This is a genomic window from Candidatus Parvarchaeota archaeon (assembly GCA_016866895.1).
Classification (GTDB): domain Archaea; phylum Micrarchaeota; class Micrarchaeia; order Anstonellales; family VGKX01; genus VGKX01.
This window is the reverse complement of the sequence record VGKX01000008.1, coordinates 1-16,750: the sequence shown is the minus strand read 5'-3', so window position 1 is coordinate 16,750 and position 16,750 is coordinate 1. Positions and strand designations below refer to the sequence as shown.

15 protein-coding genes and 3 tRNA genes are annotated in these 16,750 nt (G+C 47.5%); 2 read left to right on the top strand and 16 right to left on the bottom strand.

The genetic code is table 11. From position 1 onward, the window contains the following. The 11 genes from FJZ26_00790 to FJZ26_00740 form a co-directional block, all read right to left on the bottom strand. A partial coding sequence (locus FJZ26_00790; GenBank protein ID MBM3228943.1) for a CAP domain-containing protein occupies nt 1–844 on the bottom strand: 844 nt, incomplete at its 3' end. Nucleotides 845–880: 36 nt separating this feature from the next. Then, nucleotides 881–2,413, bottom strand: a complete 1,533-nt coding sequence (locus FJZ26_00785) for a hypothetical protein (protein ID MBM3228942.1) — start codon at nt 2,411–2,413, stop codon at nt 881–883. Continuing rightward, nucleotides 2,406–3,305, bottom strand: a complete 900-nt coding sequence (locus FJZ26_00780; protein MBM3228941.1) for a VWA domain-containing protein — start codon at nt 3,303–3,305, stop codon at nt 2,406–2,408. Before FJZ26_00780 ends, FJZ26_00785 begins: the two co-directional genes overlap by 8 nt. 174 nt (nt 3,306–3,479) lie before the next feature. Further along, complete coding sequence (locus tag FJZ26_00775) at nt 3,480–4,352, bottom strand: MoxR family ATPase (protein MBM3228940.1); 873 nt, start codon at nt 4,350–4,352, stop codon at nt 3,480–3,482. A 38-nt stretch (nt 4,353–4,390) separates the two neighbouring features. Next, nucleotides 4,391–5,410 (bottom strand): hypothetical protein, encoded by a 1,020-nt coding sequence (locus FJZ26_00770; GenBank protein MBM3228939.1) that lies wholly within the window; start codon nt 5,408–5,410, stop codon nt 4,391–4,393. A gap of 103 nt (nt 5,411–5,513) precedes the next feature. Beyond that, a complete protein-coding gene (locus FJZ26_00765; protein MBM3228938.1) occupies nt 5,514–7,025 on the bottom strand; it encodes a hypothetical protein in 1,512 nt (503 codons plus the stop codon). Between the two features lie 975 nt (nt 7,026–8,000). Continuing rightward, a complete protein-coding gene (locus FJZ26_00760; protein ID MBM3228937.1) occupies nt 8,001–8,771 on the bottom strand; it encodes an Lrp/AsnC family transcriptional regulator in 771 nt (256 codons plus the stop codon). 161 nt (nt 8,772–8,932) lie between these two features. Next, nucleotides 8,933–9,238, bottom strand: a complete 306-nt coding sequence (locus FJZ26_00755) for a 30S ribosomal protein S10 (GenBank protein MBM3228936.1) — start codon at nt 9,236–9,238, stop codon at nt 8,933–8,935. A 53-nt stretch (nt 9,239–9,291) separates the two neighbouring features. Continuing rightward, complete coding sequence (gene tuf / locus FJZ26_00750) at nt 9,292–10,563, bottom strand: translation elongation factor EF-1 subunit alpha (protein MBM3228935.1); 1,272 nt, start codon at nt 10,561–10,563, stop codon at nt 9,292–9,294. A 239-nt stretch (nt 10,564–10,802) separates the two neighbouring features. Then, nucleotides 10,803–11,282 (bottom strand): DUF2666 domain-containing protein, encoded by a 480-nt coding sequence (locus FJZ26_00745; protein ID MBM3228934.1) that lies wholly within the window; start codon nt 11,280–11,282, stop codon nt 10,803–10,805. A 190-nt stretch (nt 11,283–11,472) separates the two neighbouring features. After that, a tRNA-Thr gene (locus FJZ26_00740) sits at nt 11,473–11,634 on the bottom strand. A gap of 151 nt (nt 11,635–11,785) precedes the next feature. On the opposite strand from FJZ26_00740, the gene FJZ26_00735 reads away from it, so the two are divergent. Beyond that, nucleotides 11,786–11,938: a 50S ribosomal protein L40e gene (locus tag FJZ26_00735; GenBank protein MBM3228933.1), complete on the top strand. Its 153-nt coding sequence runs from the start codon at nt 11,786–11,788 to the stop codon at nt 11,936–11,938. 93 nt (nt 11,939–12,031) lie between these two features. Here the strand turns inward: FJZ26_00735 and FJZ26_00730 are convergent, their stop codons facing one another. The 5 genes from FJZ26_00730 to FJZ26_00710 all read right to left on the bottom strand — a co-directional run bounded on the left by FJZ26_00730 (nt 12,032) and on the right by FJZ26_00710 (nt 14,930). Next, on the bottom strand, nt 12,032–12,571 hold the full coding sequence (locus FJZ26_00730; protein ID MBM3228932.1) for a hypothetical protein: 540 nt from the start codon (nt 12,569–12,571) through the stop codon (nt 12,032–12,034). A gap of 128 nt (nt 12,572–12,699) precedes the next feature. Beyond that, nucleotides 12,700–12,784 (bottom strand) — tRNA-Leu (locus FJZ26_00725). Nucleotides 12,785–12,858: 74 nt separating this feature from the next. Continuing rightward, nucleotides 12,859–13,014 (bottom strand) — tRNA-Gln (locus tag FJZ26_00720). Between the two features lie 95 nt (nt 13,015–13,109). Then, nucleotides 13,110–14,168, bottom strand: a complete 1,059-nt coding sequence (locus FJZ26_00715) for a cobalamin-independent methionine synthase II family protein (protein MBM3228931.1) — start codon at nt 14,166–14,168, stop codon at nt 13,110–13,112. 15 nt (nt 14,169–14,183) lie between these two features. Further along, entirely contained in the window at nt 14,184–14,930 is a 747-nt protein-coding gene (locus FJZ26_00710; protein ID MBM3228930.1) for a class I SAM-dependent methyltransferase, read from the bottom strand. 451 nt (nt 14,931–15,381) lie between these two features. On the opposite strand from FJZ26_00710, the gene FJZ26_00705 reads away from it, so the two are divergent. Beyond that, nucleotides 15,382–16,590 (top strand): hypothetical protein, encoded by a 1,209-nt coding sequence (locus FJZ26_00705; GenBank protein MBM3228929.1) that lies wholly within the window; start codon nt 15,382–15,384, stop codon nt 16,588–16,590. Nucleotides 16,591–16,750 lie beyond the last annotated feature (160 nt).

Genomic DNA, 16,750 nt, shown 5'->3' with positions numbered 1-16,750 from the left:
TGGGGTTTTTTGAGAATCCGAACCCCTCGTTGACCAGTGGGAACCAGGTTTCGTATTTAGGGCCAAGGCTTCCCGTCTTTTTCGTTTTTGTCCCTGAAAGGATTATAGAGTTTACGCATTTGGACTGAGTGCATGAGACACCCACGCCGACTTTGTTTGTAAGCCCGTCAAGGTCAACTATGCTTGAGCGGTGGGACGGCGAGTCAAGATAGCCTTGGATGATTCCCTCTCCCGATACGTACCATTCAATCGGGCCTGTTGACAAATCCTCAAATGTCACAACCGAATGGACTCCCGCATCCACGACCCTTGCATGGACCTCGCCAAATTCCTGTGCGCAGGACTTGTGCGCAAAGTTTTCAGTCCGCAAAATGAAATCAGAGCATTTTTGTGCAAGACTGTTAAGTATATCATTTTGCCCAACTGGGGTGGAATTGTATGCCTGCCTCTGCGCATTTATCGCATCTTGGGCTTCCTGCCGCAGCCTTGTCAGGTTCAGCTCTTTTTGCGCCACCCGTGCCCCTTCCCCGCCTTCCTCAATCGCCCCCTGGCCGTTTTTTTGTGCAAGCTGCTTTGTCAAGTTTGCAATGCCTTGCGAAAGCTGCAAATTTTGCCTCTCAAGCAAGGCTATCCTTTCATCCGCTGCCACCCGCTTTCCGGAACACTTCTCAAGGCTTGCAGCGCATTTGCCGAGTTTGCCTGCACTCTCCTCCTGGCAAGCTGCCTGTTTTGGGCATTTATACTCTTGTCTTACTTCAAGGGTGCCCAATGCCAAAACCGTGGCAAGCCCAAGGCTAACAATGAAAAATGCTATTGCGGCATATTTCCAAATTTCCAGACCCATAAAAATACCCTATCAGTTCTTGCATTTAGCCCTCATCTATAATTTTTTCAAAGGAAGCTCAAAGCTTGACTGGCTAATAAGCTTGCCATCAACATAAGAGGGCTCGAAGTTTATGTATACTGTCATTGAATTTGCCTCGCCTTCTTTTACCTCAAATTCAGCCGCCTTTGTTTCATTTGGCCCAATTGAGCCCACTTGCGCCAACTGCTCCTGCCTGTCGGAAAGGCTGACGTTATCAATTGGCTCCTTTGACCTGTTTTCAATCTCTAATGATACTTTTACTCCACGCGCGATATAATTGTTCAAAATCCTTACAACAAAAAACGGGCTTGCTTCAATCTCCTGCGAATCCTGGCTTGACCCAAGCGGCGTTTTGAATCTTCCAGGCGAATCGCCGTATGTAAGCTCCCCGGTTGCCTTTCTCCCTTCAGGCTCGCTTTGCTTGCGGCCTCCAGCCCTGTGGTTTTTGAGTATTGCCCAAAGCAAAATGCCGACACCAATTGCTCCTGCTGCAAGCTGCATCATCGAAAGAACGTCTCCTCCATCGATTGGAAGCGGGGGCAATTCCGATATGTCCCTGGGTTTCCCGCTTTTGCTGTCATATGAAGGCATGCTTGGTTTAGCGGCGAGATTTGGCATAATAGGCAGCCCGACACCTGCTGCTTTAAGCCCCGGGAGCTGTGATGTTGCAATCGGAAGCCCGGCAGGCAGGCTTGCTGCGCCCAAGGACGGCCAGAAGTTTGATGAAAGCAACCCGCTTCCCTGCAAATCAGGAATGTTCATGGGTATAAGAAGCGTCTGGTTGCTTGCCGGGTCTCTGTATGCAAAAAGTTCCGAATCCTGTGTGCCTGCCATTCTTGCGTAAGCCCTTGCAAACTGCCCTGTGTTGACAATTGAGGCAGCCTGGTCAAAGCCCATTGAATTCGGGACTATTGCCTGGAAGCTTGCTCCGTTTATGCTGAAGGTTTCTGTTCTTGAGTAATTGCCGGTTTGGGCCTCAAGGCCAAACTTTCCACTTCCAGGCCCCCCAACACCAATGTCAAATCCACCTGGATTTTGGCCGAGGTTTGGCAACTCCTGTGCCCATGTCCCGTTTGCCACAAGCCCTGCCAGGCTTGTATTTTTCTCAAGGCTGCCGCCAAGCATGGCTTCTATGAGCTTGCTGCCTGCAAGATTAATTGCCTGGCTTTCATTGAGGTTTTTTGCGACCAGTGCATCCACGCCGCCGCTTGAAACAAAGAAACTATTGTTTGGCCCTGCCATCTGGGCTTTAAATTCGGCTGACTGTTCAAGATTCCCTATCTGGTTCGGGCTCAACCCATACTTGGTTATGACACCTGTCCCGTTTGGGAGCAGCAGGGCGCTTAGTTCTGCTACATTTGCATTGCCTTTTCCATTGGCCGCAAGTCCCGTCCTTTCAAACCCTGTGCCTTCCCCCTGGCCAAACAAAACCCTGTTTTTCTTTGCTCCCCACTTTTCAAACGGCAATGCTGCAAGAAGCACGCTTGCAATCAGGAAGGCAACAGAGACTGCAAGAAGGCCGCGGCGAACAAATTCTTTTTCAACCATTATCAAAACCGCCAAGCTCCTTGAAGCCCTTAAACAGGCTCCAGGCAAGCGCATCAAGCTTTTCTATTTTCACATATTTTACCCTTGCCTTTTTTAGTTCATTGGCATATGTGTGCAGGTTGTAGCCGCCTATGGTCTTGTTTGCAAGCTTTGGCTCGTTTGCAATACAGGCATAAAGCACCCCTATCCTCTGCTTTTTCAGCCTTTCTATAAGCGCAAGTGATTTTTTTTGTACAGCCAAGTCCTGTGCAAACTCGGATTTGCCTGCTTCAGGGACTCCGTCTGTCAGCACAAGAATGTATTTGGCCCCAGCCTTCAGGTTCCACCTGCTTTTTTCCAGCTCCTCAAGCGCGCAATCCAGCCTTGTAGCACCCCCGCCATTGCACCCCAAAAACTTTCTTGTGTCCAGCCTCTCAAAGTACTGCGCGTCGCTTCCATAAACCACGAATGATATGTCCACGTTTTTATTCTGCCCCAAGGCGCTACACAATGCGCTTGCCGCAACCTTTGCATAGGTCTGTGCGCTTGTGTCCTCCAAGACACTTTTTGAAAGAATGTCAGTCCTCCACCAGCCAGTCATTGAGTTTGAGTTGTCGTAAAGTATTGCAAGGTTCAACTTCCTTATTGACTGAGTCCTCTTCCTCTCAACAATTGCAAACGGCGTTTTCCCAACTGTGCAAAAGTTAGATATTGTGCGCACAAGGTTGAGCTTGCCCCTGCCTTCAAACCTGCAGTCTGCCATGCGAAACTGGGTCGGTGGGACAAACTGCAGGATGCTTTTGAGATGGGCGCCAATTTTTGCGCACGAAATTTGGTATGACTGGTAGGCTGCCTTGTCAAACCTGAATGTGAGCCTTGCACAAAGCAGTGCAGCCCTTTTCTCCTCTTTCACAAATACACCAGCAAACCCCATCCATCAGCTTCTGCTTAAATCCACCGCAGTTAGCCTATTGCCAATAAAAAATACACAAATCCCAGCTGCCGTATTAGCTTTCTTCCTTTTGGCGCCCGCTTTAAAGCAACGAGCAGATTAAAATCGCAATGCGCCAGTATTCAAGCGCTTTGGCTACTTGCTTTTTATTCCCTCTGCGACTTTCAGGGCAAAGTCCTTTACAAGCGAAATTGCTATCTCGTCCGTCTCATCGGCGATTATCATGGAGTGCTGGAATGCAGCGTCCACAAAAGCGCTTTCAAAGTCTATCCCGTCTGCAAGCGCCTCCCTTATGTAGAGGGCCATCTTGATTTCGCTGTCCGTTGAAAGCCCCTGCTGCAGCGTCTTTTCAACCTCGGCCGCGTTGCGTGTCAGTGATGCAAACTCCATTATGTATGAAATCTTCTGCTCGTCAAGGCCGCTTTTTTCCATCACCACTTTCTTTTCCACTTCAGTGTCAGGATAGCCAAGGTAGATTGGCATGAACCTTCGCTTGAGCGCGCTGCTTATCTTGTAAGTCCCCTCATCCCCGATGTTGGCTGTCGCAACCACAAGCCAGCCTTCGGGTTTTGTCACGACAACTTCCTCGTGCTCAAGTGGCAGGCTTCCAAGGGACAAAAGCATGAACAGGCCTGAATACGCGCTTGTCGGGGCGCGCGTGAACTCGTCAATCAGCAGGTTCTTGTTCTGCTTTAGCGCCCTTGTGACCACCCCTTCCTTGTAAAGCTTTGCATCCAGCCTGCCTGAAAGGGAAAGCGGGTGGTATCCGCCTACAAGGTGGTATTCGCTTGTGCCTTCAGTTGCCTCAAACTCCAGGAACTCCTTTCCCAGGACTCCAAGAACATATCTTGCCATTGTTGTTTTTCCGTTTCCTGGCGGGCCGTAAATAAGGACAGGCAGCCCAAGGCGCATGTACCTGATTATTTTCATAAGCTCGTTTTCATGGCCCTTGATGGGGCAGTTTTCAAGAATCATGCCAAACGTTAGCTCTTCTTTTTTTTCTTCCATGACCTCACTTTTAGTCCGGCTGCACTTCTTTCAGCCTTTCAGTTTTTGCCATCTGCAATCTTTGCAGCCTTTGCAAGAAGCTTCTCCGCCTCCTGCTTTGATGGCGTGATGTATTTAGAGCCCAGGTGCCTTAGTTCCTCCCTGAAAGAGGCAAGTTTAGCAGCCTTCTCTATTTCGTTCATTGTCGGGCAGTTCTTTGCAAACAGGTTGATTTTCCTTATAGTTGCTGCATACGGGTCGTCTTTCCTTTCATCCTCCATGTCTGCCTGCCCTGTGCTTGTATAAACCACACCCATGTCAGTCACTTCGCGCCTGTACCCAAAAATCATCAGCCCGACCTCGTGGATTACAAGCACCAATGCCATTGCAACACTCATTGAGATGAATCCAAGCCACCCTGCCTCCAAAAACAACATCCCTAAGTCGGCATAGCAGCTTTTGTATGCAGCGCAGTTTTCAAAACCTATCTGCATTGCAGCCATGAGGGCCTGCAAAAAGAATACAAATGCAACAAGAAGACCGCTTGCGACCGCGACTCTTGGCACCCTGTAAAATATTTTTTTAACGCCCTCAATTTTTGCAAGCAAGTATATTGGGACAACTGCAGCCCCAAGAAGCGAGAATGTGCCTATGATGAATATGTCAATCCTCGAGCCAAAGTCAAGAGGCCCAGAGCCAATGGGCAAGGCTACAAGAGAGCCTGCGGCAAAAATAAGCCCGTTTTCATAACTATCGGAATAGCCAATCAGATATCCTATGGCGGCTGCAAAGGCAAAAACCAAAAACGGGACAATGGACAGCTGCAGCCCAAGGCTGCCACCTATCATGCTTCCTGCAAGCACAAAGCTTCCAAAACCAAGAACAAGATAAGAAAGCTTTTTCACATACTGCTGCCTTGCTATCCTGACTAAAAATGAGCACAAAAGCGTTCCTACAAGCGCAAGCATTGTAAGTGCCGAGTTGCCTTTTGCAATCACCGCATCAAGGGCAATGACAACAACCGAAATTGCAAGCCCGAAATAGTCAAAAATAGCCGATTTGCCAGTTTCATTTCCCATGAAATTAGTTTATTTTCCTGCTTTAAAAAGCTTTTTGAGGGAAAACGGAAGCAGACTTTATCCTGGATTTGCAGCCAATGCTGGAAATTCCCTGTGATCCACTCTAGGCAAGGATTTTTTGCGCAACCGGCCTTTTTTGCAAGCCTGAAGACCAGCTTGTGTCAGGCCTCCTTGCCCCGACTGTCGGGTAAAACCGCCTGTCAAGTGTCAGCAATGCCCCGTCCCTGGCCATGCCGGGCGCTATATTCATGCTGACAAGTGGGCTTTGGCATGCCTTAAGCATGTTTCCAATGTGCTCAAGGTGCCCAATGTGTTTTGCGTCAAATATGTCCTCAGTTGAAACTGAATACTTTCCAAACGGGTTTTCAGTGTAAACGTTCGAGAATGCCTTTTTCAGCTTGTTGAATATTTCTGTCTGAAGCGTGCCAAATTCATACTCGCGAAGCAGTGTCGGCCTTCCAAATACGTCATAGGTGCAGCTTCTGTGCGCTTTTGACACTTCAACACCCTTAAGCTCGCTTTCTGGCAGATAAACTTTTTGCACCCCAAGCAGGTTGACTGCGTTTCCAAACAATAGCACCCCGTCGCATCCTATCAGGTTTGGGACTTTAACATCTTCATATACAACGCTAAAACCAAGCTGCCCGGCTATGGCCTCCACAAGCCTGATGGTTATTGCGTTAAGCCTTCCTGTGGAAAGAGGGGGGCATATTATCTTGTCGCCCTTGATTATCGCCACCGTGTCGGATGAGCCTTCCTTCACCATTCCGCTATCTTTGAGTATGACAACAGTCTCGGCTGTATCGGGTATTCCTGCAGCCCCGCGCCGCAACCTTCCCGCATAAGGATAGTTTGAAAGGTGCTTGCTTGATTCTTCGGAGTTTGCAAACGCAGGTGTGATGTTTGAAAAGTGCCCGTAGATGTTCACTCCTGAATCTGCTTTGGTGCTGTCAAAATAGGTTGTCATTGGTATGACTGCTATCACAAGTGTGAACTGGTGGTCGCCTCCAACTCCTATCCCGGTGTTAAGTGCCCTGATATACAATGGCCTGACATAAAGTATTGATGCATCTGCAAGTGTGCCATCCTTCTTCTTTACTTTTGGCCAACTACTTGCGTACCCCTGCATAATCGCGGTTGCAAGGGAAAGATAAGTGAGCTTCTCGTTTGAATAGTCAAAAGGGCACATGTTTGATGCAGCCCCCTGGCGCATCCTGTCCCAGTTGTCATCCGGATGGGCAATGTACAAAGCCCCGTTGCTGCCCCTTACAATCTTCATGCCTTCAAACCAGCCCTCTGCATAGTTTGCGCCTTGCGACAAAACCTCAACTATGGAGCCTGCGCCGATTTTTGACATTATCGCCTGATACGGCATTATGGAGTTTGGCCCTGCCTCTGCGACAAAAATCAGGCCTGTGAGACTGTCATGGACAAACAAGTCGTTTTCAAGGACTTTTGCAAAGGCGCCCTCTTCCCTCTGCCTGTAAAGGTCAAGCATGTGGTGGCCAAGGCCTGACATATTTTCAAAGCCCTTGCCCAAAACCTCTTCAACAAGGGGCAGCATGTTGCCGCCCATTCCGTTATCTCCGCTTCCCACAAAAAACTTCCGTGACATAAATATATAATAACACGCGTTTTGGGATTGACGAAAACCTGCAAATCCCAGGTCTACAAATGTCAGGTTAATCCGTGTGATATGAAGTTCAGTATTTCCAAGTTTGCCCTATGCAGCTGGTATGGGCAGTTGGGTTTCAGTTAAGGAGGTGAAGGTGAAATCAAGAAATATCTGGGGAATCAGAAAATCAAGGAAAAAGCAGGGAGGGAGCTGGAGTATTTACTCACAAGGTACAACCATGCCCTTGGCTTCAGTTAAGGGAACGCTTCACCTTGTGACCTCTTACATTAGGTTCTTTTTCCGATGAACCGCTTTTTCTTCCAAGAAAAAGGGGTTCGCCGAGTAGGAGATTTGAACTCCTAAGCCCGTAAAGGGCACCAGATTTCGCGTGCAACAGCTGATTTGCAGCTTCATGCGCACAATTGCTTCCGTTTCCGGGATCTCAAGTCTGGCGCATTACCAGGTTCTGCCAACTCGGCTTTGAGAAAGATAAGACACTGAGATTATAAAAGATATTGGAGTTGGCAGGCACTGCCACCGCCAAGTGCGAAAAGCACTTGGGGGGACTTGCCCTCTTACAGGCAAGCTGACAGCCAAATGCAGCAGCATTTGAGTGGACTTGTCGCTTTAGCGACACGGACCTCGGCATTTTTGAGTTGTCAGAATAGCGCAACAACTCTATTAATAGCTCTTCTGGGATAAATTAATTCGGATGATGAGAAGTACGACTCTGAGGGCTTCACGCCCTGCGATGACGTGACTTGACTCTGACACGACAATAAATCAGGAAAACAATTTGGAAAGCGCCAATATCCAGGGATATGCCAAATGCTAATGCTAATATACCTTTAAGGGCATAATTTTCCTGCAGTTTCAAGCAAGATTCAGGGGTGGTCATTTTGGCTTGTGCGAAAAAATCAAAAACTTTTTTTATTGCCTTTATTATTCTGACATTCGCATTGCTTTCGCTTTCATTTAGCGCGTCTGTTCCTCAATCCGCAGCAGGATTGTGAGTGTGGCATGTTCGCTTATTATATTGTCAAATCTGCTTCTTAGTGCCTTGATCATATCGTGCAAATGCTGCGGGTCTTTGGCATCAAAATCCACTTCCACATCCCAGTCTCCAAGCACTTTTGTCAAAAAAACCGCGTTTGGGTGCGTTGCTAGATAATTGAACAGCCGCCCTTCCTCCTGCCTATCCGATTTTTGAAGCCATAATAATATTTTATAATTTCCAAATCCCAGCTTGCGCCTGTCAAACCAGCAGCCATAACCTGAGATTATGCCTTTTCTCTTCAACGCTTTCATCCGGTACAAAACCGCATCGGCTGAAAGCCCGGTGTCGTTTGCAATATCTGTTGTTTTTGCCCGCGCATTCTCAAAAAGAGCAGCCAGAATTATTCGGTCAGATTTGTCCAGCTTTCCATCTTCCAGGTTTTCCCGCCCCGCATTGCCTGTATGGCTTGGGATTTTTCTAATTTTCCCTTTTGAACCTCCGCCTTCACTTGCCGGTGTGCTGTTATTTATCACTGCGGATATCTGTTTTCGCTCTGTTCCTGTGATGTGAGTTGCAGGCAAATAAGCCTGAAATGCGGATATGGCAATGTTTTTTGCCTTAATGCAAGCCCCAAACCTGTTTCTCAACTCCTCAAGCTCGCATGCAAGCTCAATCTCATCTGAAAGCGTGAAGCGCACAGTATAGTCCCACTGCCCCTCAAGCTTGCCGACCTCTTCACCAAGAAGCACTTTTCATGTTCCTTTCCATTCCTTGTTGAGGGAGTCATAGACTGGCGATGGCATAGTCTAAGCTTGGGATAAAAAGAATAATAAGCAGGTGGGATTGCAAAGCAAAGGGCCGCATCTTGCCGTAAAAACTGCGAATAAAAATGAGAAAAGCAGAGAATTATCTATTCCAAACTTATCTTCACATGCACGTCGTCAGGAACACGCACGCGCATGATTTGGCGCAAGGTGCGCTCGTCGCCTGCAACGTCAATTATGCGCTTGTGTATGCGCATCTCCCAGTGCTCGTACGTGTCAGAGCCGTCGCCACATGGCGTCCTTCTTGTTGCAACTTTCAGCCTGCGCGTTGGAAGGGGTATCGGCCCCTTAAGCTCCACGCCGGTAGTCTGTGCAATCGTCCTTATCTGGTTGCAAACCTCGTCAAGCTCGCGGGGGTCTTTTCCAATAAGTTTTATTCGTGCTTTTCCCATCAAATCAATCTCAAATGTCTAATATATTAAAAAATGAAGGCAGTACTGTGCCTTCATGCTGTCTTTGGAGTCACTTCAAGCACGACTCCTGCTGCAACAGTCTGGCCCATGTCCCTTATTGCAAATCTGCCAAGGGGCGGGAATGCCTGGAACTTTTCAATACAAACAGGCCTCAAGGGCTTGACCTTGATGATTGCAACATCTCCTGTCTTGATAAAGTCAGGGTTTTTTTGCTGCGTCTGGCCTGTCTTGGGGTCCTTCTTTTCAAGTATCTCCGTGACAGTGCAGGCAATTTGCGCCGTGTGGATGTGGAATACTGGCGTGTAGCCCTTGGCTATTGCAGTCGGGTGCTCAAGCACCACTACCTGTGCAGTGAATTCAGAAGCTACTGTTGGCGGGTTTGAGGCAGGTCCTACGACATCGCCCCTCTTCACATCCTTCTTGTCAATGCTCTTCACATTGAAGCCGACATTGTCGCCAGGCACTGCCTGAGTCATTTCCTTGTGGTGCATCTCTATTTTTTTGACTTCCGAGCTTGCGCCACTTGGCATGAATACGACCTTTTCGTTGAGTTTCAAAATTCCCGTCTCAACACGCCCCACTGGAACCGTGCCGTGGCCCGTGATTGTGAAAACATCCTGGATTGGAAGCCTCAAAGCCTTGTCAACTGGCTTTGCCGGCACTGTGAGATTGTCAAATGCCGCCAAAAGGGTCGGGCCGGAGTACCAGTTCATGTCAGGCACGTTTGCCTTGAGGTTTGCTCCAGTGTACCCGGATATCGGGATAAATGGGATTGTGTCAACCTTGTAGCCGATGTTTTTCAGCAGGTTGCTCATTGCCATTTTTGTCTCTTCATACTTCATCCTGTCAAAATTCACTGCGTCCATCTTGTTAATTCCGACAATTAGCTGCTGGATGCCTAGCACCTTTGCCAAAAAGGCATGCTCCTTTGTCTGCGGCTGGACACCTTCCTTTGCAGAACAGACAAGCACTGCTGCGTCTGCCTGTGAAGCTCCTGTAATCATGTTCTTGACAAAGTCCCTGTGGCCAGGCGCGTCTATGATTGTAAAGTAGTACTTCTGTGTCTCAAATTCCTTGTGGGACAAGTCGATTGTGACACCTCTCTCCCTTTCCTCTTTAAGTGTGTCCATTGTGAAGGCAAACTCGAAGGTTGCCTTGCCGACTTTTTCTGCCTCTTCCTTGAGCTTTCGAAGCTGCTGCTCGGAAAGCGCTCCGGTTTCGTACAAAACGCGTCCCACTGTTGTGGATTTGCCATGGTCAACGTGGCCGATAAAAATCAGGTTCAAGTGTTCTTTTTGTGCCATTTCATTACCTCCCGCATCACTCATTCTAATTGTTTGCCAGTTCTTAAGGCTTTCAAGGTATTAAAACCTAACTGTGTCTTTCAAGGCATTAAAATACTGCAACTGTATTACCGCTTCTAAGCATTTGCAACCAAACTTACTTGACTGCACAAAGAAGCACACATTATTAGCATATATTGATTTTTAAACGTTTCGTCGGGCTTGCTATTTCCGGCATTTCCCCCAATCCTTGCTCCCAATTATTTTTTCTTCCCGAAATTTCCACGCGGTTTTGGAAACTTAAGTTCTGGGAAAACCTTTGTCAGGTCATCTGTGCCAACCTCTGTCTTCATGCCAAGGGCAACAAGTACGCAGCGGAGGAAATAGCTCTCGGCAAATGGCAGAAATTTTTCCTCCTTGCACGATTTTAATAATTCGGCCTTAAGCTCGCCTGGCCTGATTGACTGGAGTGCCTCTGCCAGGCCTGCAAATCCCTTGCGCTTGCCTTTGCAAACAACCTGCGCGTATGCATCTATTGCCTCCTTATTCACACCAACAAAGTCATATGCCTTGCGAATCATGGTGGCGTTAATTCCGGCAAGGCCTCCGGCAACTTCCTGTGGAGTGGTGGTAGCATCAATTGTCATTTTCTTGACAGTCACCCAATCCTTGTATTTTGCCAGGAAAAGCACCTGTTCCTTTGAAATATCTTCATCCAATAAATCACCAGCCAATAACACTTCCCCCTCTTTTCCTGAAAACTTAAAAAACTAGGCCCTGGATGGGAATCGCTGCCATAAGGGAACTTATGCACTCCAGGCGCGTTCTCGTGCCTTGTGCACAGAAAAAATACGCACAGCGGCACTCGCCCTTAAGGCTTTCAACACTCTAGTTTTTCACCCGCTTTGTTAAACTTTTCTTCACTCCTTAAGCCCTGGATGGGAATCGCACCCACGACCTTCTGTTATCCTGCATAACTAAGGTCATTATCAGTTAAATTTTTCTTTTGCCAAATGTTTTCTTTTAGTTAAATTTTTCTTTTACAAAAGAAAAATTTACAAGACAGACGCTCTACTACTGAGCTACCAGGGCATTTCATTGTCTAAACTTTGCTGCAATTTATTCCCTACATAAGAATTTAAACATTCTTGGGCTAACAACTAGAGTCAATGCTCTTCTCTTTGCGTTTTGCCAGAGATGGCAAAAGACTGTAAATAATCGTATCTAATATATGGTGGTTATCATGGGTAAATTTGCCGAAGCCGACGCTGAAATTTCCAAGCTTGCCATATGCCGTAAGTGCAAGGCTAGGAACAAAAAAACCGCTGAAAAATGCCGCAAGTGCGGCTACAAGTGGATGCGGCCAAAAAGAAAGGATCTGAGAGCCAAGAAGTAGGCACAGGCTGAACCTCGGTCAAGGGCACAGAATAATGCCATCTTGCCCTTCCCTATTTTTCCTTCACTTGTTTATCTTTCTTCTTTATGCTTATTATACTACTACGCCTAGCACTTTTCCCACCACAAACCCTATCACAGTTGCAACTGTGCAAAGGCCTACCATCTCAAGCACGCTTTTTCCCACGCTGTTTTTTGTCAGCCTTGCCCTTGCATAGCCTGCCGCAGCCATCACAAGCAATGAAACGGCAACCGACATCACCGTAAGCAAGGGTGCATCAATATACTGCCTTGCAAGAAGGAATGGCAGCAGCGGCATAAGCGAGCCTGCCATGGTGGATGCAAATACCACCGCGCCCTCCCTTTGCGGGCTGTCAAAAGCATCCATGCTTGTACTGTGCTTTTTTTTCGAGGCACAGTATTCATGGAAGGATTTTGAGGAATTGTAGGCAACGCAGCCCATTGCAACAGACTCTGCAAACATGGAGGCAAGCCCTGAAATCACCACAAGCTTGGCGTCGCCTGTTGCAGTTGAAACGCCTAGCACAATGCCTAGCACGTTTATCAGGCCGTCCTGGCCGCCCATTATTATTTGGCGCATCAGCTTGCCGTGGCTTTCATTGCCTGTTTTCATCACAATCAGCTAAATCTTAGGAAGGGGGACTAATCTTTTATTTCTATTGCGGGGGTTGAATCCAGGGGTTGACGCCTTTGCAGGCCCGCTTGTCCTTCCGGACAAGGGTCCACAAATTCTGTTGAATTTGCAGGGAGCAGGATTTGAACCTGCGTAGACCTAAGTCACAGGGTCCTAAGCCCTGCGCATTTGACCAAGCTCTGCCATCCCTGCATACTTTTTCTTTTACATATGTGTGCTTTATGCGCAAATAGGCGCCACATGTGATGCACAAGAAATACTGTTGTTAGCCCCGATCGGATTCGAACCGATGTACCCGGGTTGCTTTGAAATTCATTGAGTGCCTTCTGTTGTCCCCAAATTTTTCTTTTTGGGAACCTTTTTAGGCACCCCAAAAAAGGTTCTTCAAAGCCCGGAGTCCTTGGCCACTAGACGACGGGGCTGCTAGTGAGGCATAAAGTTAAGGAGAGCAGGAATATAAAACCAAAAGCCACCAAAATGCGGATTCATGCGTCTCTTCAACCTTTATCTTTGTAATTTATTTTAGGCCCAGGTTTCTCTTGACACTTTCAGCTGCTTTAGCAATATTGGCGAGCTTGGCTTGAGCAATCTCTGGCTTTAAAAGCAACAACCCGCAATCTGGCGCTAAAGCTAAGCGGTTTGGCGGAACAACTTTTAGAACCTCCTTGACCCTTTTTTCAATTTTTTCCACCCTTTCGATTTGCTCGCTGCCAATGTCGACACAGCCAAGGATGACTTGCTTATCCCCAAATTCCTCAAAAACTGCCAGTTCAAGATTTTCATGGGCATCTTCTATAGAAATGCCGTCCACACGGCTCTTAGAAAGAGCGCCAATCACATCATGGTACCTTTCTTTTTCAGCTTTGACATCTTTCTTTGGATTTGGATAGCCTCTGCAAATATGCACAAGTTTTCTTACCCCTTCCAGCTCCCCAAAACACGACTTGAGCGTATCCAGCCCAAAATCAAAAAATTTTTCTGTTTCCCACAAGAAAGCAGGTTCATCAATCTGTATGTGTTCGCAGCCTGCTTTTGCAAGCTCCTCTACCTCGCCGCGCAGTGCATATGCTATGTCAGACGCAAGCTCTTTCTCATTGCCATAGTATGTATCCACCACAGAATCCACTATAGTAAGCGGTCCTGGAAGTGTTACCTTTACTTTTTTCTTTGTGAGTGATTGTGCAAACCTGAATTCTTCGGCAAGAAAGCCACCTTTCCTCTCAACTTTGCCTTTGATTGTCGGCACTAGTTCTGTTCTTGTGCCCCCCCTAAGCGGCTTCTCTTTTCTATCGACAAAATCAAAGCCTGCAAGGCGCTGGCAGTGATAAAGCACATAGTGTCCCCGCCTCTGCTCCCCGTCACTAATTATGTCAATTCCAGCCCTCTCCTGTTCTCTTGCCACCCACCTTACTGCTTCATCCTGGAGGCTGCCAACATTTTCCTTGCCTTTCCAACCCAAGTCCAGATTTGTGCTTGGCACCACAAGCCATCTTGCATCAAAATCCCTATTTAGTAGTTTAGGATATCTCGGATAACTCCCAACAACTGTTGTTTCCAACTCTCCAATACTTACCATGTTCACACCCCCAAACTAAATATTTTTTGCTTGTTTTTCGCCCAAAAACCCTACAAACCAAGAAACTTTTCCAGGATAGTCGTAGTCTTGGCAACCCCACTGAAACACCCCCCCTTCCTCAATCCTATATCCAAATCCCTCTATCTCCTTGGCAATTACGCCTGGAGTTGAGACAAAAAGCCTCTCAATCCCATCATCTGATTTCTTTATTTTCCCTGCGGGTGTTTCATTTGTCACGATTCCTTCGCGGTACTTGACGTCCTTGTCGGTCTTGAAAGACACCGCAATCAATCCGCCTTTGGGCTGCAGCGCTGCAATCTTCCCATACAGCAGCTGCCTTGATTTTTCAGAAAATGTGTGCAAGACGGAATTTGCGTAAAAACCATCTATGGGCTGTGCTTGGTGCAGAGGACTTTTGGCCAATCGCACGGATTCTAAATATTCCAAATAATCCATTATCTCCCAGTTGAAAATAGATACCAAATTCCCCTGTCGTCCAAGTAGTCTTTGCTTCTCCAAAATCAGATTCACTGCATCAGGGCTGAATTCAACAGTCTCAACATGATGGCCTTTAGCAGCTATCGCTAGCGTGTGTATGCCATTCCCAGCCCCTGCTTCAACAACGCGTTTTGAGTTGCCGTTTTTGCTTGGGGTGGAACCAAGTTTTCCTATAAACTCTTCAAGAAGCGGCGTACTGCCATTGCTGAACAAATTCTTGTGCTTTTTCCAGCCTTCCTCATATTTCTTTGCCACACAAATTATGCTGCTTTTTCTTGTTCCGTTCTCTAGTCAAATTACCTCCGCCTGCAATCGCGCAAATAAACTTTCCCAAGCAACTTGCACAAGTGCGGCGTATGTCTGGACCATCGAGGCTTATTAATATTTCTTGAAAGAATTATTCCTATAAGAATTAGAATTTGTGTTTGGTAAGCCTGAGCCAATGCCTAATCATACTCCCTTGCATCCGAGCACTGGGAACACGTGCACTGCGCGCCTGTCCTTTCCTGGGAATTTTTTGCAGGTTTCACTCCCCCGCAAATTGGGCACAGCGTTGGCTTCATATCCTCATAATCTTCCGAAAGCGCCATTTGTCTCATCTTCCCAAGATATATTTATAAGGCAAGGGCAGCAAATTAGCTCTAGTGATGACAACGAGGTATTGCTGATGCCGGCCTGATAAACCGGCTCATGACGATAGTCAGAGATGTCTGATATGGCCAATTACTGCCTGAGGCTTGCTGCCGCAATTATTCTGATTCTTGCTGCATCCCTCTTGCTTTTTGGCTGCACACAAAAGAAGCAGGGCCAGGACAGCCCGAAGGGCCAGTGGCCAAATGTCGATGTCGGGGGCCAAGAAGGCGACGACTCTGGAGGCGGCCAGGAAGAAGTCGAAACCAAGGGCCTGTGCCTTGATTCGCCAAACGTGCTTGCCAAGGACTCATGCCTTGTCGCACTTGCGGCAAAGGATTCCAACCTTACGTTGTGCTCGTATATTTACACAACAGAAAAAAAAGACTCATGCCTGAAGAACTTTGAGCAGCTTAATACAAGCTATTGCCTCCAGTACTCAAGCCAGGCGCTCAAGGACGATTGCATATACAATTCAGCAGTAGGGCTCTCATCCATAAATGACTGCAATCTTATAAGTTCAGGGGAAAAGCGGCTTTCATGCCTTGAGGCCCTTGCTCCAGCCTGCGAGTCCAAGCCCACTGAACAAGAAGTGGCAAGGTGCAAGGCCATGAAGCAGGGAAAACCGGAACTGTGCCCTGACGACTCCTGTGTTTTTGACCTGGCAAAAGACAAAAGCGACTCCCAAATGTGCAACTCTATAAATGCAACTCGCGAAGCGGCAACAATTGCTTGCAAATCTTATTCAACTGGAACTGATTATTGCAGCCAGGAGCCTAACCTTGTTAAAAAGGATTACTGCTACGAGCTTTGGGCTGAAAAATCAAACAACCTGACTCTATGCGGAAGAGCAAGCTCAACCTACGGCTATTCGGACAGCTGCTACCTGAACCTGACGCTGTCAAGGAAAGATTACACCGTCTGCCAGGAAAGCTCGGCCCAGGACAAGCGCTATTCCTGCTACATAGAATTTGCCAAGGCCTTTGGTGATTTGTCCCCCTGCGAAGTCATATCATCGGAAACTGCGAAAAACAACTGCTACAACTCTGCGGCATCCTCAACTGGCAGGGCATCCATGTGCAACAACATCTCAACTTATGCCTGGAGAAGAACCTGCTACAGCGGCATAATCCAGTCAGGAAAGCTGCTTGACCTGTTTGACTGCACCCAGGTTCAGCTTGAGGAGTGGAAAGGACGGTGCATAAGCACACTTGCCTATCAAATACAGAACAAGACCATTTGCACATTCTTGCCTACAAGCGAGGTAAATGAGTGCGAAAGGCAGATAGGCTAAGGGGAAAGAGCAGTTTTTTATTGCAGCTGCCTAGTTTTCTGTTTCGTTGCTTTGCCCGGGCTCTTGCGCTGCCTCGGTTTCCGCCCTACCTTCTGTTTTTTCCTGAGCCTCAGGAGAATTTGCGGCTTGGGCTGGCGCCTTTGTGCTGTCCTGTCCTTCA

Excerpts from the sequence above, each read along its gene's own strand:
- FJZ26_00785 (MBM3228942.1), bottom strand. The coding sequence starts at position 2,413 with ATGGTTGAAAAAGAATTTGTTCGCCGCGGCCTTCTTGCAGTCTCTGTT.
- FJZ26_00775 (MBM3228940.1), bottom strand. The coding sequence starts at position 4,352 with ATGGAAGAAAAAAAAGAAGAGCTAACGTTTGGCATGATTCTTGAAAAC.
- FJZ26_00770 (MBM3228939.1), bottom strand. The coding sequence starts at position 5,410 with ATGGGAAATGAAACTGGCAAATCGGCTATTTTTGACTATTTCGGGCTT.
- FJZ26_00765 (MBM3228938.1), bottom strand. The coding sequence starts at position 7,025 with ATGTCACGGAAGTTTTTTGTGGGAAGCGGAGATAACGGAATGGGCGGC.
- FJZ26_00755 (MBM3228936.1), bottom strand. The coding sequence starts at position 9,238 with ATGGGAAAAGCACGAATAAAACTTATTGGAAAAGACCCCCGCGAGCTT.
- tuf (MBM3228935.1), bottom strand. The coding sequence starts at position 10,563 with ATGGCACAAAAAGAACACTTGAACCTGATTTTTATCGGCCACGTTGAC.
- FJZ26_00735 (MBM3228933.1), top strand. The coding sequence starts at position 11,786 with ATGGGTAAATTTGCCGAAGCCGACGCTGAAATTTCCAAGCTTGCCATA.
- FJZ26_00730 (MBM3228932.1), bottom strand. The coding sequence starts at position 12,571 with ATGAAAACAGGCAATGAAAGCCACGGCAAGCTGATGCGCCAAATAATA.
- FJZ26_00715 (MBM3228931.1), bottom strand. The coding sequence starts at position 14,168 with ATGGTAAGTATTGGAGAGTTGGAAACAACAGTTGTTGGGAGTTATCCG.
- FJZ26_00705 (MBM3228929.1), top strand. The coding sequence starts at position 15,382 with ATGGCCAATTACTGCCTGAGGCTTGCTGCCGCAATTATTCTGATTCTT.